Source organism: Nonomuraea marmarensis (genome assembly GCF_043197025.1).
GTDB lineage: Bacteria > Actinomycetota > Actinomycetes > Streptosporangiales > Streptosporangiaceae > Nonomuraea > Nonomuraea marmarensis.
The window spans coordinates 97,799-121,031 of the sequence record NZ_JBICRM010000003.1; the positions used below are offsets into that span (position 1 = coordinate 97,799).

Genomic DNA, 23,233 nt, shown 5'->3' on the forward strand with positions numbered 1-23,233 from the left:
GGGGAGTGCCATGAAGGTGATCATCGGCCAGGACAAGTGCGTCGGCTCCGGGCAGTGCGTACTGGCCGCCGACGACGTGTTCGACCAGCGAGACGAGGACGGGATGGTGGTGCTGCTGGACGGCAACCCGCCGGCGGACCGGCTGGCGGACGTGCAGCAGGCGGCTGCGGTCTGCCCGGCACTGGCCATCACGATCGAGGAATGACCCGCGATGCCCAGCCATGTCGTGGTTGTGGGCGCGTCGGCCGCGGGCCTGTCCGCGGCCGAGGCCCTGCGCAACAAGGGATATGACGGGGGACTGACCCTCGTCGGCGACGAGCGGCACCTGCCGTATGACCGGCCGCCACTGACCAAACAGGTCCTGTCCGGCGCCTGGCAGCCCGAGCGGGTGCGGCTGCGCGACGAGCACGCCATCGGCAAACTGAGCGCGGACCTGCTGCTGGGTCGTACCGCGGTCGGGTTGGACACCGCGGCACACCAGCTGTTGCTGGACGGCGGCGACCGGATCAGGTTCGACGCGTTGGTCATCGCCACCGGTGTCAGCCCGCGCCGTCTGCCCGGTGACGTCCTGGCAGGCATACACACTGTGCGAACTCTCGACGATGCCCTGTCCCTGCGAGCCGCACTGCTGACCCAACCGAGGGTGGTCGTGGTCGGCGCCGGTTTCCTCGGCGCCGAAGCGGCCGCGGTGGCTCGCGGCATGGGCCTGGACGTCACGCTGGTCGACCCGTTGCCGGTGCCGATGCACCGCCAGTTCGGCGACCGGATCGGGGAACTGGTCGGCCGGCTGCACAGCGACCACGGCGTCGCGCTGCGGATGGGTGTCGGGGTGGCGCGGTTCGTGGGCGCCGCCGGCCGGGTGATCGCCGTCGAACTGGCCGACGGCACGGTGCTCGACGCGGACGTGGTCGTGGTGGCGGTGGGCTCCACTCCGGCCGTCGGCTGGCTGTACGACTCCGGCATTCCCCTGGGCGACGGAGTGGAGTGCGACGCGACATGCCAGGCGGCGCCGGGCATTTACGCCGCCGGGGACGTGGCGTCCTGGCACAACCCGCACTTCCGCACCCGGATGCGGGTGGAGCACCGGCTCAACGCGACCGAGCAGGGCATGGCGGTGGCCGCCAACCTGCTCGGCGCGGAGGAGACCTTCGCTCCCGTCCCGTACTTCTGGAGCGACCAGTACGACGCCCGCATCCAGGCGTACGGCATCTTCCCGCAAGGCGCGGACATCACCGTCCTGCACGGGGATCTCGCCAGCCGCAAGTTCGTCGCCGCCTACGGCGAGCGGGGCACGGTCGTCGGGGTGCTCGGCTGGAACAGCCCCCGCGAACTACGCAAACTCCGCCAACTCGTCGTCGACCACGCTCCCTGGCCGGTTGAGCCACAACAGCAGCAGAAGGAAAGGCAAGCGTCATGACAGATCACGTGATGTACCGCCGGGAGTTCTACATCGGCGGCGAATGGGTCAAACCGGCCGGCAGCGAGGTCCTGAAGGTCGTTTCGCCGTCAACGGAGGAGGTCGTCGGCGAGGTACCGGTCTCGACCACCGAGGACATCGACCGCGCCGTCGCCGCGGCACGGGCCGCCTTCGACGACGGCCCGTGGCCACGAATGACCCCGAACGAGCGTGCCGACGTGCTTGCCCGCGTCGCGGAGTTGCTCGGCACGCGCGCTCCCCAGATCGCGGAAGTCCTCGTCGAGGAGATGGGTGTGGCGATCAGTCAGGCCCCTACGCAGATGGCACACGTCGGCCCGGTGTTCGGCTACTACGCCGAGCTGATCCGGGATTTCCCGTTCGAACGCCCGGTGGTCGCAGGCAGGCTCGCCGCTCTGGTCACCGAGGAACCGGTCGGCGTGGTCGCCGCGATCGTGCCCTGGAACGCCCCCGTCACGCTGGCCGCATGGAAGGTGGCGCCGGCGCTGGCGGCCGGTTGCACCGTGGTGCTCAAGCCGCCGCCGGAGTCGCCGCTGTCCAACTACATCCTCGCCGAGGTGCTGCACGAGGCGGGTTTGCCGGCCGGGGTATTCAACCTCGTGCCCGGCGGCCGCGAGGTGGGGGAGCACCTGGTGACGCATCCCGGTACCGACAAAGTCGCCTTCACCGGGTCGACGGCCGCCGGCAAACGGATCATGAGCCTGTGCGGTAACCAGGTCAAGCGCGTCTCCCTCGAACTCGGCGGGAAGTCGGCGGGAATCGTCCTCGACGATGCCGACCTGCCCACCGTCATCACCAGCCTGGTGGGCTGGGGCATGCACAACGCCGGGCAGGTCTGCGCGATCCAGACGCGGATCCTGGTACCCCGCTCGCGTTACGCGCAGGCCCTGGAAGCGGCCGCGGCCAAGGCATCGGGTACGTCGGTCGGCGACCCGCACGATCCGTCCACAGTGGTCGGACCGCTCGTCGCGCAGCGGCAGCGAGACCGCGTGGAGGGCTACATCGGGCTGGCTGCCGAGGAAGGCTTCCGAGTGGTGAGCGGTGGCGGTCGCCCCGCCCACCTGCCGAAGGGCTGGTACGTCGAGCCGACCATCCTCGGCGACGTCGACAACGCGATGCGGGTGGCGCAGGAGGAGATCTTCGGACCGGTCCTGTGTGTCATCCCCTACGACACCGACGACGACGCGATCCGCATCGCCAACGACAGCCGGTACGGGCTGGCGGGGAGCGTGTGGACGGGTGACGAAGCCCGGGGACTGGGAATCGCCCGGCGCCTGCGCACCGGCATGGTCACGATCAACACCAACTACCCACCCCAGCCCCTGGTGCCCTTCGGCGGATTCAAGGAGTCGGGCATCGGCCGCGAACTCGGTCCCGAGGGCCTGCGCAGCTACCTGGAGACCCGCACCATCGGCGTTTCCCCCGCACTCATGAAAGGACATGCGCGATGAAAGTCGCCGTCGCCTACGAACCGGGTGAACCCCTGGTGCTGCAAGACTTGCCCACGCCGGACATCGGACCGCAGGACGTGCTGGTGCGCGTCGCGGCCAGCGGCATCTGCCACACCGACATCACCGCGATGCGCAACCCCGGCCGGACGGCGCCCCTCGTGCCCGGCCATGAGGCCTGCGGCACGGTCGAGGCTGTCGGCCCTGACGTCCAGCGCGTGAAGGTCGGCGACCGAGTGCTCGCCTCGGTCACCCCTGCCTGCGGCTTGTGCTGGTGGTGTGTCAACGGAATGGCCCACCACTGCGAGCGCAAGGCGTTTCGATTCAGGCCCCGGTTCGACCTGCCCGACGGGCAGAAAGCACCGGCTCTGTGCGGCTGTGGCTCGTTCGCCGAGGCGATGGTCGTGGACGAGGCCACGGTCGTGGCCACACAGACCGACCTGCCCGACGAGCAGCTCGCCCTCCTGGGCTGCGGCGTGATGACCGGCCTCGGCGCCGCCTTCAACACGGCTGGGGTGCAGCCCGGCTCGAGCGTGGCGGTCATCGGCTGCGGCGGCGTTGGCCAGGCGGTCGTCCAGGGCGCACGCATCGCCGGCGCGTCCACCATCATCGCCATCGACCTGTCCGCCGGCCGCCGCGAAGCGACCCTGAAGGTGGGCGCCACCCACGCCGTCGACCCCACCGACGGCGACCCCGTCGAGCAGGTCCGCGCCCTCACCGGCGGACGCGGCGCCGATCACTCCTTCGAGGTGGTCGGGCAGCCCCAGCTCATGGTGCAGGCCTTCGACATGGCGCGCATGGCGGGCACGGTAACGCTCATCGGGATGCCCCACGACATGACTGCCGGCCTGACGCTGCCCGCGGCGGCCGTCATGGGACACGGCAAGCGGATCCAGGGCTCAGTCGCGGGCGGATCCCAGATCCTGCGGGACTTCCCCCGCTACATCCACCTGGCCGAGACCGGCCAGCTCGACCTCGGCGCGATGGTCTCCCAGCGCATCACGCTGGACCAGGTCAACGAGGGCATCGACATGCTCGACCGAGCCGACGGCATCCGCACGGTGATCGTTTAGATGTCCGCAGCAGGCGCACAGCCCTTGGGTCACCGGCACGTTCTGGTCGCACTCAGCGGTTTGCTCATCGCGCTGTTCATCGCGACGCTCAGCAGCACCGTGGTCTCGACCGCGTTGCCGAAGATCATCGGTTCGTTGCACGGGTCGCAAACGCAGTACACGTGGGTTGTCACCGCGAGCCTGCTCGCCACGACCGCCACCACCCCGATCTGGGGCAAGCTGGCCGACCTGTTCAGCAAGAAGACCCTCGTGCAGGTGTCGGTCGCCGTCTTCGTCCTCGGCTCGGTCGCGGCGGGACTGAGCCAGGATCCCGGCCAGCTCATCGCCGCCCGCGCGGTGCAGGGCGTCGGGGTCGGCGGTGTGCAAGCCCTCGTCCAGATCGCGCTCGCGGCGATGATCCCGCCCCGAGAACGCGGCCGGTACAACGGATACCTCAGCAGCGTCACGGCCACCTCCACCATCGGCGGTCCGCTGCTCGTCGACACCTCGTGGCTGGGCTGGCGATGGTGCTTCCTCATCGGCATCCCCCTCGCCGCCGTCGCCGTGGTGCTGCTTCAGAAAACGCTCCGCCTCCCCACTGTCCGCCGCGACAACGTGAAGATCGACTACCTGGGCGCGACGCTGATCGCCGCGGGCGTCAGCGTGCTGCTCATCTGGATTTCCTTCGTCGACAACGCGTTCGCCTGGGCGTCCTGGCAGAGCGCCGCCATGGTCGGTGCGGCAGTGGTCCTGCTGTCCGTCGCTGTGTGGGTGGAAGCGCGCGCCGCCGAGCCGATCGTGCCGCTGCGCATCGTGCGGCAGCGCACCACCACACTGGCCATCGTCGGAAGTCTCGTCGTCGGTACCGCCATGTTCGGCAGCGCGGTGTTCCTCGGTCAGTACTTCCAGATCAGCCGCGGCTACACCGCCACCCAGGCGGGACTGCTGACGATTCCGATGATGGGCGGCATCCTGGTCTCCTCCATCCTCGGCGGCCGGTTGATGAGCAGGATCGGGAAGATCAAGCCGTTCCTCCTCGCCGGCGCCGTTCTCCTCACGATCGGGTTCGCCGGCCTCAGCCTGATCGACCAGGACACGTCGCTGACGTTTCTGGGTGTTGCGATGCTGTTCGCCGGCCTCGGCGTCGGCATGACGATGCAGAACTTCGTCCTCGTCGTGCAGAACGCCGTTCCCCTCAAGGACATCGGCGCGGCCAGCTCCACGGTCTCCTTCTTCCGCTCCCTGGGCGGCACGATCGGCGTCTCCGTCCTGGGGGCCGTCCTGGCTCGTCAGGTCACCGACCAGGCCACGCACGACCGTGCCGCCGCATACGGCGACGCCACCGGGCTCATCTTCCTCATCTGCGCCGTCGTCGCCGCCCTCAGCATCCTGGCGGCACTCCTGCTGAAGCCGGTCACCCTGCGCACCAGCCTGGATCTGCCCGACGCGACCCAACCGGTCCTGCCGGACGAGCCGGATGACGGCGTACGCGCGGCTCTGCGTCCAGGTGACGAGCGACCCCGCACTCCACGAAATCATGATCGATGAGGCACCCACGCCGGCGTCATTGCGGTCGTTGCCGGTCGGCCTGAACCAGCGCGTGCCCGATCTGCCGGCCGCCGGGCATGCCGAACAGCCAGCCACCGCGAGCCACGTGATCACGCAGATGCGAGTCGAGCGAGAACGCCCCCTCGCCGACGGCGGGTTATTGCATAGAAAAGGACCAGCACGCTGGCACCTCGCCTGACGGCCTACCTCGTTGATCGATGTACTCGTCCAAGACCGCGCACAGGTAACGTTCACCGTGGATCAGCACGCGGTCGCTGCACCCGGCTCGGACCGTGTGGATCCAGCGCTCGGCATAGCAGTTCGCCCTCGGTGTCTGAGGCCGCTCGATCACGTGATGATCATCGGACGCTTGTTCGGAGGGGGCCCGTCGGCAATGCTTCCAGCCCATGCACGCGGTACGAGTCGGCGGGGGAGGTGAGACATGCAAGAAGGCCTGGAGCAGGGCGACCGACCTGGAGTGCGCCGGGTACGGATGATCGACGTGGCCAACTCGCTCGGTCTGTCCCGGGCCACCGTCTCGCTGGTGATGCGGAACAGCCCGCTGGTGTCAGAGGCGACTCGGGGTGCTGTCCTGGCCGAGGCTGAGCGGCTGGGGTACATCTACAACCAGGCCGCCGCGAACCTGCGGACTCAGCGCAACGACCTGGTCGGGCTGGTGATGCCGGACGTGATGAACCCGTTCGTCGCCGAGGTGTCGCTGGGCGTGCAGGAGGTGCTCGGGGAGGTCGGGTTCTTCGTCATGATCGCTAATACGGTCGACCGGGTGGACCTGCAACGACAGATCCTCCGGTCGCTGATCGGGCACCGGGCGGCCGGCGTGGTCACCATCCCCGCGCTGACCTCGACCGCGGAGCATTTCTCCGGCATACACCGCAGCGGTCTGCCGACGGTGCTGCTGCTGCGCCACATCGACGGGGTGGAACTGCCGTTCGTCGGCACCGACGAGGTGGCCATCGGCCGGCTCGGCGCCGAGCACTTGATCACCGTGCACGACTGCCGCAGGGTGGCCTACTTCGGCGGCGACCCGCTGGCCTCGCCGCGAGTCGGCCGGATGGAGAGCTTCCTGCGGGCGGTCACCGAAGCCGGTGCCGACTGGGATGCGACCTGGTCGGAGCCGCTGGAGGCGACCGCGGACGCCGCGTACCGCCGCGCCGCCGAGTTGCTCGCGGCCGGGCCACCGCCCGACGGAGTGCTGTGTCACAGCGACAACGTTGCCTACGGCCTGGCCAAGGCGTTGCGGCTTGGTACGCGCGACGCGGCGCTCTGCGCGGTACTCGGCATCGACGACCTCCGCCAGTCGGCGATGTGGAACCCGCCGATCAGCAGCGTCGCCACCGACCCGGTCGAGCTGGGCCGGGTCTGCGGCCGGGTGCTGCTGGCCGAGATGGGGATGCCGGTCGAGGGCAGTCGTACCCCTCCGGCACCTGAGATCCACGCTCGCGCGTCCTGCGGCTGTCACTGAGCGATCTTGCTGGGTGTGAACTATTTCATGGTTGACCTACCGGTTTATATAGATAAGGTTGACCTGCCCGTTTAGATCGATCTAAGTTGTCTCGAAACCGAGTTGGTGAGCCTGAATCGGCGTGAGCCCGGCCGACGCACTCGACCAAGGAAGTGACACGGATGTCCACAGTTGTCCGCTCGCCACGGGAGCCCACGCCGCGTCGCGCGCAGTGGCACCGGCGCGAGGACGGTGTCGGCCGCCTGATGTTGCTGCCGAGCCTGCTGCCGTATCTCGCCTTCGCGCTGCTGCCGATCGGCTGGTTGTTCTGGTTCAGCTTCCAGCGCTGGAACGGGTTCTCGGCGCCTCAGTTCGCCGGGCCGGCCAACTACCAGCGAATGATCAGCGACGATCAGTGGTGGCTGGCGGTGCTGAACACGGTGAAGTTCGGGTCCGGCCGGTTGGTCATCGAGATCCCACTGGCGCTGGTGCTGGCCTACGTGTTCTTCCGCGGGGTTCGCGCCGGCACCGTGTACCGGACGATCTTATTTCTGCCGCACGTCCTGTCGCCGGCCATCGTCGGCATCATCTTCGTCTTCTTGCTGCGGGAGACCGGCGGGCCGGTCAACCAGCTGCTCACCGGATCGGGCCTGCTGGAGGCGCCGATCCGGTTCCTTGGGGAGGCCGGCAGCGCGCTCGGCAGCCTGATCGGGGTCGGCGTCTGGGCCCACCTCGGGATCAACCTGTTGCTCTTCTTCGCCGGCATGATGACGATCCCGAATGAGCTGCTGGAGAGCGCGTCGCTGGAAGGCGCCGGTCACTGGTCGACGCTGCGGCACATCGTGCTGCCGATGCTGGCCCCGGTGACGCGGGTGGTGATCCTGATCTCGATCATTGGGACGTTGCGCAGCTTCGACCTGGTCAAGACGCTCACCGATGGCGGACCGGCCGGTGGTACAGAGGTGATGTTCACCTACCTCTACAGGTTCTTCTTCGAACCGGAATCGGTGCCGCAGATCGGGTACGCCGCCGCGCTCGGCATCACCGCGAGCGTGATCGTCGGCATCATCTCCGTGGCCTATCTGCGGATCAACCGGAGCGGGAGGACCGCGGCATGAGCACACCCGCCATCACCGAACCCGTCGGCAAGACGGTCGCCCAGGACGTGCCGGTCCGGCGCGGACGCCGAGTCCGCCCGCTGACCGTGCTGCTGCACGTGATCTTGATCGCGGCATCGTTGATCATGCTCTCGCCGCTGATCTTCGGCCTGTTCGCCTCGGTGTCGCCGCTGGACCAGATCCTCAGCAGGAACGGTGGAATCCTGCCCCGGGTCTGGGAGTGGGGCACCTACCTCCAGGCCTGGACCACGGCCAGCTTCTCCCGCTATTTCGTCAACAGCCTGATCGTCACGGCCCTGGTCGTGCTGCTGGACACGCTCGCCTCCAGCATGACCGGGTACGTGCTGGCCCGGCGCCGACTCCGCGGCCAGCGGTTCCTCGAGGGCCTGTACGTCGGCACCCTGTTCGTCGGCCTCACCACGGCGACGCTCTACCCGCAGTACGTGATCGCCGAGGCGCTGGGCCTGGACAACCTGCTCGGGATCGCGCTGGTCCAGCTGGCCGGGATCATGCTGGTGCACATCTTCTTGATCAAGGCGTTCGTGCTCGGCCTCGGCACCGAGATGGAGGACGCGGCCCGGGTCGACGGCTGCGGGCTGTTCGGCACCTACTGGCGGATCGCCTTCCCGATGATGCGGCCGATCCTCGCCACCACGGTGATCCTCGGCTTCCAGGCCTCCTGGAACAACTACCAGGTGCCGCTGGTGTTCTCACTCGCCGCACCCGACCTGCGCACTCTGGTCGTGGGCGTGAGCGCGCTGCAGTATGACGCCGCCGAGGGAATGACGCCGTACAACACGGTGCTGGCCGGCGCGAACATGGCGCTGGTGCCGATCGTGGTGATCTTCATCGTGCTGCAGCGGCACTTCGTCCGCGGCTGGACGGACGGGTCGGTGAAGGGATGACCCTGTTCGCTCCGGATGGTGCCCTGCTCCGCGGCTGGTCCCGCTGGTGGTTCTGGGCCTGGACCAGCTGCTGCTGGTTGCTGCTGAGCCTGCCCGTGATCACCGCGCCGGCGGCCACCCTGTGGCTGATCGCCCAGCAACGCCGGTACGCCGGCGGCGAGGCCGCCCTCGGACCGGGGGAGACGTTGCGGTTCCTGGCCCGCGGGCTGCTGCCTTCCCTGCCGCTGGCCGGTTGTCATCTCGGCATCGCCGTCCTGGTGCTCATCGGCCTGCTCGGACCATCGCCCGGCGGACCGTACGGCTGGCTGGTGTTGATCACCAGCGTGGTGGCCGGGGTGACCTGGCTGCTGGTTGTCCCGTGGTCGGTGGTGATCTTCGAACGGACCGGCCGTACCGTCGCGGCGCTGCGGATGGCCTACCTGCTGGCGCTGTCCAGGATCGAGCTGGCGCTGACGGCGGCGGTGGCCGTGATCGCCGCCGCCGTCGCCGGGCCCTTCCTGGCGACCCAGGTGCCGTACCTCGGCCCGCTGCTGATGATCGCGCTGCCGGCGGCCACGGCCAGTTTCGTGATCATGCTCCGCGACCGAGCCGCCGCGGTTCGAGACGCCATCCCCCCTGGCCCGGTTCCTTCTGCCTGAGAAAGGCCCCTCAATGATCGATTCCTCCTTGACCCGCCGCGGCTTCCTCGGCACACTCGCTGCCGGCGCCACAGTCGCCCTCGTCGGCTGCGGCGGCTCCTCGACCGGTTCCACCGATCCGAAGGAGCTGACCACTATCGTGGTCTGGGATCGGGCCGGCGCGCACGCCAAGGCCCGGCAGGAGTTCTTCCGCACCTGGAACGAGCAGCAGGGCAAATCCCTCGGCATCCAGGTGCGGTACGAGCCGCAGGCGACGGACAAGTACGAAGAGATCGTCCGGCTCGGCTTCCAGACCAAGCGGGCGCCCGACGTGTTCCACAGCCCTTCGGCGCAGCTGGGCGCGTTCGTCGCCGCCGGGTGGGTCCGGCCGCTGCCGGACCTGATCGACAAGGCCGTGCTGGACAAGGCGGCGCCGTACCACCAGAAGAACAGCGAGCTGGTCTGGGGCGGCGTGCCGTACGCGGTGCCGACCACCGCGTTCACCAATCGGATGATGATCAACACCGACCTGTTCGAGAAGGCCGGGCTGGACCCGGACTCGCCGCCGGCGACCTTCTCCGAGGTACGGCAGGCAGCGGCCGCGATCACCAAGATCGGCAACGGTGACGCGTTCGGCATGCTGATCCCGATCAAGGCGACCGGGTTCCGGCAATGGAGCGTCGACATTCCGCTGATGGCGGGTGACCCGGCGCTGGCCCAGTTCGGGCTGTTCAACGCGGCCATGCAGAAGTACGAGTCGACCAAGTACGCGCCGCTACTGGAACTCTACCGGGCCATGATCACCGACAAGACCGCCTACCCGGGCGCCGCGACCCTGACCGGCGACGTCGCGATCAACGCCTTCGGCAAGGGAGAGGCCGGGATGTACATCAGCAGCAGCTCGGTCGTGTCCTCGCTGGTCGATCTGGGCAGCAAGGTCAAGGCGATCGCGGCCCCGCTGCCGGTGCCGGACGGGCAGAAACTGGTGCGGTCGCCCATGAACGCCGGCTACCCGTATGCGATCTCGTCGACCAGCCGGAACCCGGAGAAGGCCGCCGCGGTCTTCGAGGTGATGGTCGGCGACGGAGTCCAGGAGGCGCTGGCGGCGAAGGCGGCGCCGCCGCTGAACGCCGCCGTCTGGGACTCGGCCGCGATCAAGGACAACGCGCTCCTCCAGCAGTTCCGGCCGGGCGAACTCGATCGGCAGTGGCCGAAGACGCCTGGCGGCCTGCTGCAGGTGGTCGGGGAGAGCGTCGATCAGACGGTGGAAAAGCTGCTGCTCGACCCGTCGGCGGCGCTCGAACCGGCACTCACCGCGATGCGACAGCGGATGCAGGCGGCCTACGACGCCGCGGTGAAGAGCGGCGAGATCGACCCGCAGGAGTTCCAGGCGTGACGGCTCCGAACGTCGTCGTGCTGCTGGCCGATCAGTGGCGGGGGCAGGACCAGGGCTGGCTCGAAGGCACGACAGAACGAGTCTCCCAGGTCCGCACCCCGAACCTGGATCGGTTGGCGGCCGGCGGCGCCGCGATCGCCGGCGGTCGCGCCAGCTCGCCGGTCTGCGGGCCGAGCCGGGCCAGCCTGCTCACCGGTCGTCTGCCCCACCAGCACGGCGTGGTCGCCAACGACCTGCCGCTGTCGCCGCGGCTGGAGACCCTGGGCACGGCGCTGTCCGGCGCCGGGTACCAGACCGGCTGGATCGGCAAGTGGCATCTGGCCGGGCTGCCCCGGGACAAGTGGGTGCCGCCAGCCGCACGGCCGGGAATCGAGCACTGGGCCGGGGTCGACTGCTCTCATGATCACGTCGATGGTCATTACTACGTCGGCACCGAGAGCCCGACCAGGATCGAGTTCACCGGATACGAGCCGGAGGTGCAGACCGACCTCGCAGTGGAGTTCCTCGCCGAGCAGGACGCCCCGTTCTTTCTCACGGTCTCCTACAACCCGCCACACGACCCGTACGACTCGGTGCCGGTGCACCTTCGGACCGGCTACCCGATCGACCGGATGACGGTGCCGCCGAACACGCCCGACAGCGACGAGCAGCGCGAGGTGCAGCGGCTCTACTGGAGCGCGATCACGGCGGTGGACACGCAGATCGGCCGGATCGTGGCGGCGTTGGACCGGCTCGGGCTACGCAAGAACACGATCATCGTGGTCACCTCCGATCATGGCGACATGCTCGGAGCCCACGGCTTGCGGGCCAAGCAGAGCCCGTACGCGGAGGCCGTACGGGTGCCGATGGTGATCAATGCACCCGGCGTTCCCGCGTACCGCCCGGCCGGCCTCCTCGGCCTGGTCGATCTTGCTCCGACCCTGCTCGGACTGCTCGGGCTGCCCCCGATCGGGGCGTACGGTCGTGACCTGAGCGATCAGCTCCGATCCGGCGGGCCGCTGCGCCCGGAGCTGCTGATCGGCAACTGGGTCAGCTTCGACAACGGGTACGACCAGGGGATCGGCGAATGGCGGGGCATGGTCACCGACGAGCTGACTTATGCACGTACCGTCGACGGCCGGCCCTGGCTGCTGTTCGACGACCGCACCGACCCCTGGCAGCTGGACAACCTGGTCGCCGACCCGGCGTCGGCCGGCCGGGTCGCCGAGGCCGATGCCCGGCTGGCCGCGCTGTTGGCGGAAGCTGAAGACGCGTTCCCGCCGGCCGACCGGCTGCTGACCCAACTGGGCCTGATCGATGACTGGAACGCCCGCGAGTCCGCCCTGCGAGGCGACCGGGCCCGGCTGCTGCCGGCACCGCCGCGATGACCGACAGGCCGCTGACCCGCTTTGTGAGGAGAGACCCGTTCATGTCCACCCGCCCGAACGTGCTGTTTGTGATGACCGACCAGCAGCGGTTCGACACCATCGCGGCGCTCGGCAACACCGATCTCGCGACGCCCAACCTCGATCGATTGGCTGCCCGCGGGACCGTCTTCGACAACGCGTACTCCACCAGCCCGGTCTGCGTTCCGGCTCGCTACACGCTGCGCAGCGGATGCGAGCCGACCAGGACCGGGGTGTACGACAACACCGTCCCGGACGGGGGGCACGCCGCGATCCGGGATTGCTGCGGCCCGTACCTGGCCGAGGCGATGGGCCTGCGCGGGTATCGCACCTGGGGAGTCGGCAAGTTCCACACCGTGCCCTGGGACGCGCCGGTCGGCTACGAAGTGCAGCGGCACAGCGAGGAGTTCTACGCCAGCCCCGAGCAGCGAGCCGGGGACTCGTACGCGTCGTGGATCGCGACCGAACATCCCGAGTACGACTGGATCGAGGCGCTGATGGGCGAGCGGACCGACATGTACTACATGCCGCAGCTCAGCCCATTGCCAGCGGACTGCACCGTCGAGTCCTGGGCCACCCGGGAGGCGATCGGGCTGATGGCCGCCGACGACGACCGGCCCTGGTTCGGATTCGTGTCCTACATCGGCCCTCATCCTCCGTTCGCGCCGCCGCTGCCGTACAACCGGATGTACGACCCGGACCAGATGCCCGACCCGGTGTGCGGCGATCGCGACATCGATCACCTTGATCAGCACATCCCATGGATGAACCACCTGGTCTATGCCGAGGACGTCGACTCGCACCGGGCCCGGACGCTGAAGGCCCGGTACTACGGCGAGATCAGCTACATCGACGGTTGTATCGGCGACCTGCTGGACGCGGTGGAGCGAAGACCGGACGCGGACAACACCGTGATCTGTTTCTTCGCCGATCACGGCGACCTGCTCGGTGATCATCATGGCTGGCAGAAGGAGAGCTTCTTCGAGGCGTCCGCTCGGGTCCCGTTCCTGATCTCCTGGCCGGAGCAGATCGCGGCCGGTGATCATCGATCCGAGTTGGTCTGCCTGACCGACCTGTTCGGCCTGGCCACCTCCGCCGCCGGGCAGCCGGAGCTGCGGCAGGGTAGTGACCTGCTCGGCCTGCTGACCGGTACGGCGCCGCCCCGGGAGACACTGTTCGGCTACCACGGGCGACCTGGCACCCGGCGGTTCAAGGCGATGGTCCGGCAAGGCCACCTGAAGCTGATCTGGTTGGCCAACGGCGGGCACCAGCTGCTGTTCGATCTCGCGGCCGATCCGCACGAGATCAAGCCGGTGCAGGCGGAGCGGCCGGCGGACGCCGATCGGCTGACCGCGGTGTTGGCCGAGCAACTCCGGTCCGACGGCGTGGCCGAGGCCTTCGACGGCGATGTGCTGCGGACCTTCCCGTACGCGGAATGGCCGCTGACCCGGATCCATCAGTTCGATCTGTCGCGAGGGGTGACCGGCTTCGGCACCGACCGGTAAGATCCGGCACCGCTGACACGGTCACGGTGACGGAGGAGACCGGCGGGAACGAGTCTTCACCCTGAAGCGTGGGTTCACGTCCAGGGAGATGGTGTGCGGGTGATCAAGCCCTTGGACTGGTACGGGTGAGATCCATGTGACAAGAGACGGCCACTCCGTAATCCTTCGATTCGCACATATCAACACGAAGGGGACGAAGTGGCACATTGTGCCTGCTGTCGGGGAGTACGTCGAGGACACCCTCGCGGCGGCGGCCGATTCGCGCCGCGCGGGCTACGATCGGCCCATGCCCCTGACGGCGAACGACGTCGACCGGTTCGAGGCCTCCCGGCCGCGCCTGGAGGCCATCGCCTACCGCCTCCTCGGCTCCGCCGGGGAGGCCGAGGACGCCGTGCAGGAGACGTTCCTGCGTTGGCAGGCCGCCGACGTCGACCGCATCGAGGTCCCCGAGGCCTGGCTGACGAAGGTCCTCACCAACCTGTGCCTCAACCAGGTCACGTCCGCGCGGGCGCGCCGCGAGACCTATGTGGGCCAATGGCTTCCCGAGCCGCTGCTCGCCGGGGACCCGATGCTCGGCCCGGCCGACACCGCCGAGCAGCGCGAATCGGTCTCGTACGCGGTCCTCACCCTCATGGAGCGCCTCTCCCCCAACGAGCGGGCGGTGTACGTGCTGCGGGAGGCCTTCGACTACCCGCACCGGGAGATCGCCGAGATCCTCGACATCACCGAGGCCGCCAGCCAGCAGATCTTCCACCGCGCCAAGAAGCACGTCGCGGACGGCAAGGCCCGCACCGAGATCGACGAGGCCGCCGCCCGGCGGATCGTCGAGGAGTTCCTGGCAGCCGCCACCAGCGGCCAGACCGAGCCGCTCGTGCGCCTGCTCACCGAGGACGCCATCTCGATCGGCGACGGCGGCGGGAAGGTCCCGGCCCGCGCCAAGGCGTTCGAGGGCGCCGTCGCGGTCGCGAAGTTCCTGTGGGGCCTGTTCAAACCCGGCGAGGCCAAGCGCGCCATAGCTGGCGGCGCGCCCGAGATCTACGCCTGGACCGCCAACGGCGACCCAGCCGTCGTGGCCGTCGTGGACGGCCGAGTCGTCGGCGTCATGTGCCTGGAGGTCACCGCCGAGGGCATCGCCGCGTTCCGGAACCAGGTCAACCCCGACAAGCTCGAACGCGCGACCGCGCACTGGGCGGCCGCCGACCACGGAGAGCCCCTGTTCAACGCCTTCTGAGCGCTATGTGAGGTGCTTCACATCGCGTTCCTGTCAGGAAAGGGCGGGCCGCCCGGTTCAAGTGGCAAACCCGCGCAAGACAGGGGGCAAGGAAATGCAGCACCGCATCATCGTCCTCGGAGCCGGATACACCGGAGCCATCGCCGCCGGCCGCCTCGCCAAGCGGCTCCGCCGCGAGGACGTCGCCATCACCCTCGTCAACGCCGAGCCCGACTTCGTCGAACGCGTCCGCATGCACCAGCTGGCGGCGGGCCAGGACCTTAAGTCTCGGCCATTCAGCGAGATGTTCGCGGGCACCGGCGTCGAACTGAGGCTCGCGAAGGTCACCGGCGTCGACGTCGACCGCAAGACCGTCGCCGTCGTCGACGCGAACGGCGCCGGCTTGATCGCGCCCGGGTCCGGCGCCGGCGAACTCGCCTACGACACGCTCGTCTACGCCCTCGGCAGCGGCTGGAACGCCCAAGGCGTCCCCGGGACCGCCGAGCACGCCTATGAGATCGCCAGCCGCCCCGGAGCACTCCGGCTGCGCGAGCGCCTGGCCCGCCTCGACGCCGGGCAGACCGTGGTCGTCGTCGGCGGCGGCCTCACCGGCCTGGAGGCCACGACCGAGATCGCCGAGGCCCGCCCGGACCTCGACGTCGCCCTCGCCGCCCGCGGCGGCCTCGGCGACTGGCTCTCGCCCAAGGGCCGCGAGCACCTGCGAAAGGTCTTCGGCAAGCTCGGGATCATCGTGCACGAGCACGTCGCCGTCACCGGTGTCGAAGCCGACCGCGTCGCGACCGCCGACGGCAAGGCCATCCCGGCCGCGGTCACCGTGTGGACCACCGGCTTCGCGGTCCACTCGATCGCGAAGGCGACTGCCCTGGAGGTCACCGGCACCGGCCAGATCGTGGTCGACGGGACCATGCGCTCGGTCTCGCACCCGGACGTGTACGCCGTCGGCGACGCGGCCATGGTGATGGGCCCCGGGGACAAGCCGCTGCGGATGTCGTGCGCCTCGGGAACTCCGACCGCGTGGCAGGCCGCCGACGCGATCGCGGCGCGCCTGACCGGCGGGAATCTCCCGAACGCGCCGATCCGCTACTTCAACCAGTGCATCTCACTGGGCCGCAAGGAGGGCTTGATCCAATACGTCACCGCCGACGACCGCGCCGTGCAGGCGGTCCTGACCGGACGGCTCGCCGCCGTCTACAAGGAGCTGGTCTGCAAGGGCGCCGCCTGGGGCGTCACCAACCCGACGCTCGGGCTGCCGGCCCGGCGCCGCCGCGTCACGCGGGAGCGAGCCGCGGCGGGCTCGGCCGTCAAGGCGCAGGCGTAGAGCACGAAGCGAAGCGGGCGCCCTCGATGCGAGGGCGCCCGCTTCGCTGTCGGTCTACACGGCGACGATCGCCGGGTGGAGGTCCTCGGCCTGGGGCTCCCTAGCGTCGACGTCGACGGTGACCTGCTCTCAACATCAAATTTGGTTGAATAACACCTTTATGTTTTTGACGGGTTGTTTGGGCTTAATGAGGTAACTGAGAATATCTGTATGGGTATGTCTGCTTCCGTCTGAGTGCCCGCTGAAATGGTGGGTGCCGGATTTCAGGTCGATCTATCCATGAACGGAAACGAGCACGTGAATACTGAGAATCGGCGGTCGCGAACGCCACGCCATGGGCGGTTCGCGGCACTAGCTCTTACCGGCGCCGTCGCCGGTGTCATGTTCCTTCCACTCGCCCAGGGGGTAGCCGGAGCGAGCGCGGGCTTCCCCGGCGTCCAGGCCGGCGGGCCGCCGGCGCCGGCACCGCGTGCGGTGCCGCGCGCGGTGCCGCAGGCTGCGCCGCGCGTCGTCCATAAGCAGAAGCGGATCGTGGTCCCTCCGCCCCGCTGGCGTCGTGAGAACATCGAAGCCAACATCCACAACTTCAATCACAACTTCAACGACGACGAAAGAAGGCACTTCTTCATCAATCGCCAGCGCCACGACGACTTCCGGCACGACGACTTCAAGCGCGACGACGTCCGGCGCGACGGGTTCGAAGACGAGGTCCCTGAGCCGTGATGGCACCATGCCAGATGGCAGCAGCAAAAATGGGACCATCAGGGCGCCCACCACTGATACCACGGTCGGCGCCGGGTGAAAATTGCTCGCGCCTTCTCGGTAACGGTGGATGATACGGCGCGGTTGACCGCCGAGATCTGCTCTGAGGGTCTTCTGCCTCATCTGGCAGGCGTGATGGTGGAGTGGGTGGAGCGGGCAGCAGGCGTCGTGACGCTGCAGGCCCGAGCTCGAGCGGTGGAGGGGATCTGTCCGCATTGTGGCGGGGTCTCTGACTGGGTGCACGCCCATACGTGCGCCGGCACGCACCACCTGCGAGATGGAGCTGTCGTAGATCCCAGATCTACGACAGCTCCGTCATTGCCTGGCTCGCCCCCCACAACTCCAGGTAGTGGCGCCGGTGCGGTCAACGGTGGTGACGACCAGGCCGGCGCGTTCGTGGCAGGCGCAGGGTGTACGCGCTGACCCCGGTGCGGCGAGCGGCCTCGGCGATGCTCAGGCCCCCCGGGGATCGGGCCCGGGTATCCGCCGCTGCTTGACTTCGAGCATGCTCTAATCCCTAGCGTCGTGGTCATGAGTGCTTCATCGGTTTGGACCCCTGTGCCCGAACTCAGCCGACGCCGCCGATTCCTGGTGCTCGCGATCTGCTGCGCCAGCATGGTCGTCGTGGTGATGGACATCTCCATCGTCAACGTCGCGCTGCCGGCGATTCGTCACGACCTGCACGCCTCGGTGTCCGGCCTGCAGTGGACGGTCGACGCGTACACCCTGGTGCTGGCCGGTTTCCTGGTGCTGGCCGGGTCCACCGCGGACCGGGTCGGTCGTCGGCGGATCTTCCAGGTCGGCCTGGCCGCCTTCGGGCTCGGCTCGCTGCTGTGCAGCCTGGCGCCGAGCATCGGCTGGCTGATCGCGGCGCGTGCGCTGCAGGCCGTCGGTGGCACGATGCTCAACCCGGTGGCGATGGCGATCGTCGCCACCACGTTCCCCGACCCGGCTGAGCGGGCCAGGGCCATCGGCGTGTTCGGCTCGGTGTCCGGCCTGTCGCTGGCGCTGGGTCCGATCCTCGGCGGCGCCCTGGTCGACGGCTTCGGCTGGCGCTCCATCTTCTGGATCAACGTGCCGATCGTGGCCGCCGCGATCGTGTGCACCGGGCTGTTCGTGCCCGAGTCCCGCGCCGCCCGGGCGCGCCGGTTCGACCCGGTGGGCCAGACCCTGGTGACCCTGGTGCTGGGCAGCGTCGTCTACGCGATCATCGAGTCCAGCAGGCTGGGCTGGACCTCGCCGATCATCCTCGGCCTGCTCGCCGTCGCCGTGCTCGGCACGCTGGGCATCCTCGGTTACGAACCGCGCCGTGTCGACCCGCTGCTGGAGCTGCGCCTGTTTCGCAGTGTGCCGTTCAGCGCGGCCATCCTGATGGCGCTCTGGGCCTTGTGCGGGTTCGGCGCGTTCCTGTTCGTGACCACCCAGTACCTGCAGGACATGCGCGGCATGTCGGCGCTGACGGCCGGGCTGTGCCTGCTCCCGGTCGGGGTGCTGGTCGTGGTGCTCTCCCCGTTCACCGGCCGGATGGTCGGCGCGCGGGGTCCTCGACTGCCGCTGGTGGTCTCCGGGGCCGCACTGGCACTGGGCGGCGGCGCGTCGATCTGGCTCGGACCGGCCACCCCGCTGCCGGCCGTGCTCGCGATCTATCTGCTGTTCGGCATCTTCCTGGGCACCGTCAACCCGCCGATCACCAACACGGCGGTCTCCGGAATGCCCCGCTCGATGGCCGGAGTGGCCACCTCGTTGGCCTCCGCCGGCCGGCAGACCGGCACCACCCTGGGCGTCGCGATCTCCGGAACGATCGTGGGATCGGCCGTGGCCCGCGGCGGAACGGCGTTCACCAGCGCGGAGCACGGCGTGTGGTGGCTGGTGCTCGGGCTCGGCGTCGGCATCCTGGTCCTGGGGCTGCTCAGCACCGGGCGCTGGGCCTTGGACACCGCCGCGCGGGCGAAGGCGCTGTTCGAAGGGGTGGACCGGGGCGCGTCCACCCCGGGAGTTAGCCGCGACGTTCAGGGGGTCCGTTGAAGAGGTGCGTGCGCGGGCGTGGTTCTCCGTACGCTGGCGGCATCACCTCCTTCGAAAGGTTGAAACGTGCGTAGTTCGATCTTCGGCAACCTCGACGCCCAGCAGCTGCCCGCCGGCTTCGCTCTGGAGAACGGCAAGATGCTCCGAGTGCAGTTACCTCACGAGGTGCTGGCCAAGCAGGGCTCGATGGTCGCCTTCCAAGGACAGATGGACTTCGACTACGAGGGCTCTGGAGGCATCGGGAAGCTGTTCAAGAAGGCTGTGACGGGCGAGGGCGCGTCGCTCATGCGGGTACGCGGTGAGGGGTTGCTCTACCTCGCCGACAACGCCGACGACATCCATCTGTTCTTCCTGGAGAACGAGGGGCTCACCGTCAACGGGCGTAATCTGCTGGCCTTTCAGCCGCAGCTCACCTGGGATATCCAGCGGGTTCAGGGGGCCGGGGTCGCGGCCGGTGGGCTGTTCAACACCACCGTCACCGGGACCGGGTGGGTGGCGGTGACCACGCATGGTACGCCGGTGCTGCTCGACGCCGCCCGCATGCCGACGTACGCCGACGGGCAGTCCGCTGTTTGCTGGAGTACCGCGCTGCAGGTGGGGGTCAATCGGACGATGAAGGTGGGGGCGTTGATCGGGCGGGGGAGTGGGGAGGCCATGCAGTTGGCGTTCAGGGGGCAGGGGTTTGTCCTGGTGCAGGCCAGTGAAGGTGCTCCCGTGGTATCCGCCTCCTGAGCACCGCCACTGGGTTCTCATCCGTGGCAAGAGGATCAAGCAATGGGTGTTCTACCAGCGTGACGAGGACCGGATCGCCGAGGCGAAGGAGTTGTTGAGCGGTGACTGGTGAGCCGAACGGCGCCTACGAGCGCCTGATCGCCGACATGGACGCCGCCGGAGCGCGTTACCGGCTGATCGATCACGCGCCGGAGGGGCGTACCGAACTGGTCAGCGTCCTGCGTGGGCACGACGTCGCGCAGGCGGCCAAGTGCCTGATCGTGATGGTCAAGATCGGCAAGAAGCGGACCCGCCACGTGCTGGCCGTCGTGCCCGGTGACGCGCGGCTCGACCTGCAGGCGGTCAAGGCGCTGCTGGACGGCACGTACGTGGCCTTCGCCGGCAAGGAGAAGGCCGAGGAGCTGGCCGGGAGCGTGAGCGGGACCGTGTTGCCGTTCAGTTACGACCCCCGGCTCGAACTGGTCGCCGATCCGTCGCTGCTGGACCAGCCCGAGCTGTATTTCAACGCCGCCAGGCTCGACCGGTCCGTCGCGCTGGCCACCGACGACTATGTGCGGCTGGCCGGGCCCCGGCTGGCATCCATTACGAGCCCCTAGGAGCATGTGGGGGTGGGGGCGGTGTTCGTGCCGTTCCACGAGGCCAGGAAGCCGAACGTGGCCGAGGCTCCGGGCGCCAGCGCGCCGTTCCAGCTCACGTTGCGTACGGTCACCGCGGAGCCGCTGGCGCTCAGCGTGCCGTTCCAGAGCTGGCTGATCTGCTGGCCGTTGGCGAACGTCCACCGCACCGTCCACGCGCTCATCGCGCCGGCGCCGGTGTTCTTGACGGTGACCTCGCCCTGGAAGCCGCCCTGCCATTGACCTGCGTTCTTGAAGGTCGCCGTACACCCCCCAGGCGAAGGAGTGATGGTGGGCGTGGAGGTGGGCATGCCGGAGAGGGCGTTCACCAGCGCCGGGTACCACTTGTCGGACATCTTCTGGTCGCCGGTGGCGTTCGGGTGCACCCCGTCATAGGTGTCCGTACTTGTGCTGAACCCCGTCCACTGGTCCACCACCGTGATCGGCGACTGCTGGGTGGAGGTGGCGGCGGCCCAGGCGGGGATGGCGTTGTTGAAGTTCACGGCGCGCTGGGCGCAGTCGGGGCAGGCGGACGGGTTCATCGGGATGATCTTGGCGACGAGGATCTTCATGGCGGGGTTGCTGGCCCGCATCTGGTTCACCAGCGTGGTGAACGCGCTCAGGATCGTGGCCGGTGCGATGTTGCTCCACACGTCGTTCGTACCGAAGTGCATCATGACGATGTCGGGTCTGGTCGCGGCGAGCCAGCCGGGCAGCTGGTTCTGGTTGGCCACGTTGGAGGCCAGGAAGCCCCCGTGGCCCTCGTTGTCGCCGTCGTGCGCGACCCCGCAACCCTGCGGCGGGAGCGTGCCGACGAAGTCGATGTTGGTGTAGCCGGTGCTCTGGAGTCTGTTCCAGAGCAGGGCCCGCCAGCAGCCAGGGGATCCGGTGATCGAGTCGCCCAAGGGCATGATCCTGGTGGCGGCGGCGCTGGCCTGCGTGGTCGTCGCGAACATCACCGCCGCGGTCAGTGCCAGCATCGCCGCCAGCAGGGCGCTGATCCTGCGCATCGTCTGCTCTCCCGTCGTAGTCTGCGCAGATCGTAGGAGCGCCCGACCGTCGCGGGAAGGCAGGCCGTAACGCCCGGATCGGCGACCTGCGCGGATGCCGGGATCGGCATGTAACTTTCAGGAGAGCGGAGACGCCGCGCTCAGGTCGCCTGGGAGTGCCCGCGGATCACCGCGAGCGGGCAGGGCGCGTGGTGGAGCATGGCCTGGCTGATCGAGCCCATGAGCATCCCGGCCAGCTGGCCGTGCCCGCGCGAGCCCACGACCAGCAGATCCGCCCCCGCCGCCGCCTCCCTCAGCACCTCGACGGGATGTCCGTGGACGATCTCCGCCACCACGTCCACCCCGGGATGCCGCTCCCGGTGCCCGGCCAGCAGCTCCTTCAACACCCGCAACGCGTCCCGCTCGCCGTTGCCGTCGGCCGGCTCGAAGCCGCTCGGTTGCGGCCAGGCCCACGCCTGTACGGCACGCAACTTCGTACCTCGTGACTCCGCCTCGTCGAAGGCGAAGTCGAGCGCCCGCATGGACCCCGGCGAGCCGTCGACCCCGACCACCACCTCCCCGCGCGGCGACGAGGGCCGCTCGTGGATCAGAACGACGTTCGTACGGGCGTGCGCGGCGACCCCGTAGGCGACGGACCCGACCAGCAGCCCGCGTACACCGCCGATCCCGCGACTGCCGACGACCAGCAGCTCAGCCCCCTCGGAGGCCTTGACCAGGGCCGAACGGGGGTCGCCAGGGAGCAGGACGGTCTCCACGATGATTCCGGGCCGCTCGCGCAGCGCCCGGTCCCTGGCCGAGACGAGCACCGTGTTGGCGCTCTCGCGCAGCCACCGGCCCACCTCGGCGTAGCGGCCGCCGGACTCCTCGCACACCCATTTGGGTACGGCGTGCGCCACGGTCAGCGGCGCCTTGCGCAGCGCTGCCTCCGTGGCGGCCCAGCCGACGGCTTCCAGGCCGGTACGCGAGCCGTCCGCCCCAGCGATGATCAAGATCTCAGCTCCTCAGGCGTACACGTAGCACTCCACCTCGGCGCGGCGGAACGAGATTCCCTGCTCTACGGACGTCTGCTTGCACTGGCGTTCGGACCTGCTCAACTTGAGCGGGCCGCACACGGTGACACCCGTGTATGTCCGGCAGTCGAGCGTGTGGCTGGGTTTACCGATGTAGTACAGCTCCTTGACCGCCGCGCGGCATCGCGACTTCCCCGTGTCGGAGTAGCGACACTGGGCGATCAGGGTGTCGTACTGCTCCTGGCTCACTTCGTGCTGCTCGATACCGTCTCCTGAGGCGGCGGGCGTACCGAACGCGGCCACCACCACGAGTCCTGCGACAGCGGCGATCTTTTTCATGTTTCCCCTGATGGGAGAGTACCGCTCAGGGCGATCGTCAAACCTCGCGCCGCGCCGCCAGCACGCCTCCCGGCTGCAGGGCCGCGCGCCAGGCGCGTAGCGTCGGCTCGGTCTCAGCGCCGCCCCAGGTCGGCTACCCGCCCTCCGGTGGGCAGCGCGGTGGCGAAGCGTTGGCGGAAGGCCAGGAAAGCGGCGTCGGGGGTTTCCGAGCGGGTGGCGAAGACGGGGGCGATGCGGTCGTAGCCGGCGGTGGTCCGAGCCGTGGGATCGTCCATTTTGGGAATAATGCCATGTTTCGGGCGGGGTTCGGGGTGGGTACGA

The 23,233-nt window shown here is 68.9% G+C and carries 22 protein-coding genes; 17 read left to right on the forward strand and 5 right to left on the reverse strand.

The genetic code is table 11. The annotated features are described in order from the left end of the window. Nucleotides 1-10: 10 nt before the first annotated feature. The 14 genes from ACFLIM_RS05870 to ACFLIM_RS05935 all read left to right on the forward strand — a co-directional run bounded on the left by ACFLIM_RS05870 (nucleotide 11) and on the right by ACFLIM_RS05935 (nucleotide 16,420). Nucleotides 11-205, forward strand: coding sequence for a ferredoxin (locus ACFLIM_RS05870; RefSeq protein WP_393162700.1), 195 nt, complete (start codon nucleotides 11-13; stop codon nucleotides 203-205). Nucleotides 206-211: 6 nt separating this feature from the next. Next, a complete protein-coding gene (locus ACFLIM_RS05875) occupies nucleotides 212-1,417 on the forward strand; it encodes an NAD(P)/FAD-dependent oxidoreductase (protein ID WP_393162702.1) in 1,206 nt (401 codons plus the stop codon). Next, complete coding sequence (locus ACFLIM_RS05880) at nucleotides 1,414-2,886, forward strand: aldehyde dehydrogenase (RefSeq protein WP_393162704.1); 1,473 nt, start codon at nucleotides 1,414-1,416, stop codon at nucleotides 2,884-2,886. The genes ACFLIM_RS05875 and ACFLIM_RS05880 overlap by 4 nt, the downstream gene beginning before the upstream one ends. Further along, nucleotides 2,883-3,956: a Zn-dependent alcohol dehydrogenase gene (locus ACFLIM_RS05885; RefSeq protein ID WP_393162706.1), complete on the forward strand. Its 1,074-nt coding sequence runs from the start codon at nucleotides 2,883-2,885 to the stop codon at nucleotides 3,954-3,956. Before ACFLIM_RS05880 ends, ACFLIM_RS05885 begins: the two co-directional genes overlap by 4 nt. After that, entirely contained in the window at nucleotides 3,957-5,483 is a 1,527-nt protein-coding gene (locus ACFLIM_RS05890) for an MFS transporter (RefSeq protein ID WP_393162708.1), read from the forward strand. A gap of 442 nt (nucleotides 5,484-5,925) precedes the next feature. Then, nucleotides 5,926-6,966 carry a LacI family DNA-binding transcriptional regulator gene (locus ACFLIM_RS05895; protein WP_393162710.1) on the forward strand — a complete coding sequence of 347 codons (1,041 nt, stop codon included), beginning with the start codon at nucleotides 5,926-5,928 and terminating at the stop codon, nucleotides 6,964-6,966. Nucleotides 6,967-7,127: 161 nt separating this feature from the next. Further along, on the forward strand, nucleotides 7,128-8,063 hold the full coding sequence (locus tag ACFLIM_RS05900; RefSeq protein ID WP_393162711.1) for a carbohydrate ABC transporter permease: 936 nt from the start codon (nucleotides 7,128-7,130) through the stop codon (nucleotides 8,061-8,063). Then, nucleotides 8,060-8,968, forward strand: coding sequence for a carbohydrate ABC transporter permease (locus tag ACFLIM_RS05905; RefSeq protein ID WP_393162713.1), 909 nt, complete (start codon nucleotides 8,060-8,062; stop codon nucleotides 8,966-8,968). Before ACFLIM_RS05900 ends, ACFLIM_RS05905 begins: the two co-directional genes overlap by 4 nt. Beyond that, a complete protein-coding gene (locus tag ACFLIM_RS05910; RefSeq protein ID WP_393162715.1) occupies nucleotides 8,965-9,606 on the forward strand; it encodes a hypothetical protein in 642 nt (213 codons plus the stop codon). The genes ACFLIM_RS05905 and ACFLIM_RS05910 overlap by 4 nt, the downstream gene beginning before the upstream one ends. A 13-nt stretch (nucleotides 9,607-9,619) precedes the next feature. Further along, nucleotides 9,620-10,981 (forward strand): ABC transporter substrate-binding protein, encoded by a 1,362-nt coding sequence (locus ACFLIM_RS05915; RefSeq protein WP_393162717.1) that lies wholly within the window; start codon nucleotides 9,620-9,622, stop codon nucleotides 10,979-10,981. After that, the gene (locus ACFLIM_RS05920) at nucleotides 10,978-12,348 is read left to right on the forward strand and encodes a sulfatase-like hydrolase/transferase (protein WP_393162719.1); all 1,371 of its coding nucleotides are present in this window, start codon (nucleotides 10,978-10,980) and stop codon (nucleotides 12,346-12,348) included. Before ACFLIM_RS05915 ends, ACFLIM_RS05920 begins: the two co-directional genes overlap by 4 nt. A gap of 41 nt (nucleotides 12,349-12,389) precedes the next feature. Continuing rightward, nucleotides 12,390-13,871, forward strand: coding sequence for a sulfatase family protein (locus ACFLIM_RS05925; protein WP_393162721.1), 1,482 nt, complete (start codon nucleotides 12,390-12,392; stop codon nucleotides 13,869-13,871). Between the two features lie 208 nt (nucleotides 13,872-14,079). Continuing rightward, nucleotides 14,080-15,102, forward strand: a complete 1,023-nt coding sequence (gene sigJ / locus ACFLIM_RS05930) for an RNA polymerase sigma factor SigJ (protein ID WP_393162723.1) — start codon at nucleotides 14,080-14,082, stop codon at nucleotides 15,100-15,102. Between the two features lie 94 nt (nucleotides 15,103-15,196). After that, nucleotides 15,197-16,420 carry an NAD(P)/FAD-dependent oxidoreductase gene (locus tag ACFLIM_RS05935; RefSeq protein WP_393162725.1) on the forward strand — a complete coding sequence of 408 codons (1,224 nt, stop codon included), beginning with the start codon at nucleotides 15,197-15,199 and terminating at the stop codon, nucleotides 16,418-16,420. 351 nt (nucleotides 16,421-16,771) lie between these two features. On the opposite strand, the gene ACFLIM_RS05940 is transcribed toward ACFLIM_RS05935, so the two are convergent. Then, on the reverse strand, nucleotides 16,772-17,305 hold the full coding sequence (locus tag ACFLIM_RS05940; RefSeq protein ID WP_393162727.1) for a hypothetical protein: 534 nt from the start codon (nucleotides 17,303-17,305) through the stop codon (nucleotides 16,772-16,774). 408 nt (nucleotides 17,306-17,713) lie between these two features. Here ACFLIM_RS05940 and ACFLIM_RS05945 point away from each other — a divergent pair, with 408 nt between their 5' ends. The 3 genes from ACFLIM_RS05945 to ACFLIM_RS05955 all read left to right on the forward strand — a co-directional run bounded on the left by ACFLIM_RS05945 (nucleotide 17,714) and on the right by ACFLIM_RS05955 (nucleotide 20,535). Continuing rightward, the gene (locus ACFLIM_RS05945) at nucleotides 17,714-19,207 is read left to right on the forward strand and encodes an MFS transporter (protein ID WP_393162729.1); all 1,494 of its coding nucleotides are present in this window, start codon (nucleotides 17,714-17,716) and stop codon (nucleotides 19,205-19,207) included. Nucleotides 19,208-19,273: 66 nt separating this feature from the next. Further along, nucleotides 19,274-19,939 carry an AIM24 family protein gene (locus tag ACFLIM_RS05950; protein ID WP_393162731.1) on the forward strand — a complete coding sequence of 222 codons (666 nt, stop codon included), beginning with the start codon at nucleotides 19,274-19,276 and terminating at the stop codon, nucleotides 19,937-19,939. Nucleotides 19,940-20,040: 101 nt separating this feature from the next. Further along, entirely contained in the window at nucleotides 20,041-20,535 is a 495-nt protein-coding gene (locus tag ACFLIM_RS05955) for a YbaK/prolyl-tRNA synthetase associated domain-containing protein (protein ID WP_393162733.1), read from the forward strand. On the opposite strand, the gene ACFLIM_RS05960 is transcribed toward ACFLIM_RS05955, so the two are convergent. The 4 genes from ACFLIM_RS05960 to ACFLIM_RS05975 all read right to left on the reverse strand — a co-directional run bounded on the left by ACFLIM_RS05960 (nucleotide 20,532) and on the right by ACFLIM_RS05975 (nucleotide 23,187). Next, the gene (locus ACFLIM_RS05960) at nucleotides 20,532-21,563 is read right to left on the reverse strand and encodes a cellulose binding domain-containing protein (protein ID WP_393162735.1); all 1,032 of its coding nucleotides are present in this window, start codon (nucleotides 21,561-21,563) and stop codon (nucleotides 20,532-20,534) included. The genes ACFLIM_RS05955 and ACFLIM_RS05960 overlap by 4 nt on opposite strands. A 140-nt stretch (nucleotides 21,564-21,703) precedes the next feature. After that, nucleotides 21,704-22,552: a universal stress protein gene (locus tag ACFLIM_RS05965; protein WP_393162737.1), complete on the reverse strand. Its 849-nt coding sequence runs from the start codon at nucleotides 22,550-22,552 to the stop codon at nucleotides 21,704-21,706. Between the two features lie 12 nt (nucleotides 22,553-22,564). Beyond that, nucleotides 22,565-22,912: a hypothetical protein gene (locus tag ACFLIM_RS05970; RefSeq protein ID WP_393162739.1), complete on the reverse strand. Its 348-nt coding sequence runs from the start codon at nucleotides 22,910-22,912 to the stop codon at nucleotides 22,565-22,567. Nucleotides 22,913-23,025: 113 nt separating this feature from the next. After that, the gene (locus ACFLIM_RS05975; protein ID WP_393162741.1) at nucleotides 23,026-23,187 is read right to left on the reverse strand and encodes a hypothetical protein; all 162 of its coding nucleotides are present in this window, start codon (nucleotides 23,185-23,187) and stop codon (nucleotides 23,026-23,028) included. Between the last annotated feature and the right edge of the window lie 46 nt (nucleotides 23,188-23,233).

Bases quoted from the DNA above. Each gene is read 5' to 3' on its own strand.
- ACFLIM_RS05870 (WP_393162700.1), top strand. From the start codon at position 11: ATGAAGGTGATCATCGGCCAGGACAAGTGCGTCGGCTCCGGGCAGTGC.
- ACFLIM_RS05875 (WP_393162702.1), top strand. From the start codon at position 212: ATGCCCAGCCATGTCGTGGTTGTGGGCGCGTCGGCCGCGGGCCTGTCC.
- ACFLIM_RS05880 (WP_393162704.1), top strand. From the start codon at position 1,414: ATGACAGATCACGTGATGTACCGCCGGGAGTTCTACATCGGCGGCGAA.
- ACFLIM_RS05885 (WP_393162706.1), top strand. From the start codon at position 2,883: ATGAAAGTCGCCGTCGCCTACGAACCGGGTGAACCCCTGGTGCTGCAA.
- ACFLIM_RS05890 (WP_393162708.1), top strand. From the start codon at position 3,957: ATGTCCGCAGCAGGCGCACAGCCCTTGGGTCACCGGCACGTTCTGGTC.
- ACFLIM_RS05895 (WP_393162710.1), top strand. From the start codon at position 5,926: ATGCAAGAAGGCCTGGAGCAGGGCGACCGACCTGGAGTGCGCCGGGTA.
- ACFLIM_RS05900 (WP_393162711.1), top strand. From the start codon at position 7,128: ATGTCCACAGTTGTCCGCTCGCCACGGGAGCCCACGCCGCGTCGCGCG.
- ACFLIM_RS05905 (WP_393162713.1), top strand. From the start codon at position 8,060: ATGAGCACACCCGCCATCACCGAACCCGTCGGCAAGACGGTCGCCCAG.
- ACFLIM_RS05910 (WP_393162715.1), top strand. From the start codon at position 8,965: ATGACCCTGTTCGCTCCGGATGGTGCCCTGCTCCGCGGCTGGTCCCGC.
- ACFLIM_RS05915 (WP_393162717.1), top strand. From the start codon at position 9,620: ATGATCGATTCCTCCTTGACCCGCCGCGGCTTCCTCGGCACACTCGCT.
- ACFLIM_RS05925 (WP_393162721.1), top strand. From the start codon at position 12,390: ATGTCCACCCGCCCGAACGTGCTGTTTGTGATGACCGACCAGCAGCGG.
- ACFLIM_RS05935 (WP_393162725.1), top strand. From the start codon at position 15,197: ATGCAGCACCGCATCATCGTCCTCGGAGCCGGATACACCGGAGCCATC.
- ACFLIM_RS05940 (WP_393162727.1), bottom strand. From the start codon at position 17,305: ATGAGGCAGAAGACCCTCAGAGCAGATCTCGGCGGTCAACCGCGCCGT.
- ACFLIM_RS05945 (WP_393162729.1), top strand. From the start codon at position 17,714: ATGAGTGCTTCATCGGTTTGGACCCCTGTGCCCGAACTCAGCCGACGC.
- ACFLIM_RS05960 (WP_393162735.1), bottom strand. From the start codon at position 21,563: ATGCGCAGGATCAGCGCCCTGCTGGCGGCGATGCTGGCACTGACCGCG.
- ACFLIM_RS05970 (WP_393162739.1), bottom strand. From the start codon at position 22,912: ATGAAAAAGATCGCCGCTGTCGCAGGACTCGTGGTGGTGGCCGCGTTC.
- ACFLIM_RS05975 (WP_393162741.1), bottom strand. From the start codon at position 23,187: ATGGACGATCCCACGGCTCGGACCACCGCCGGCTACGACCGCATCGCC.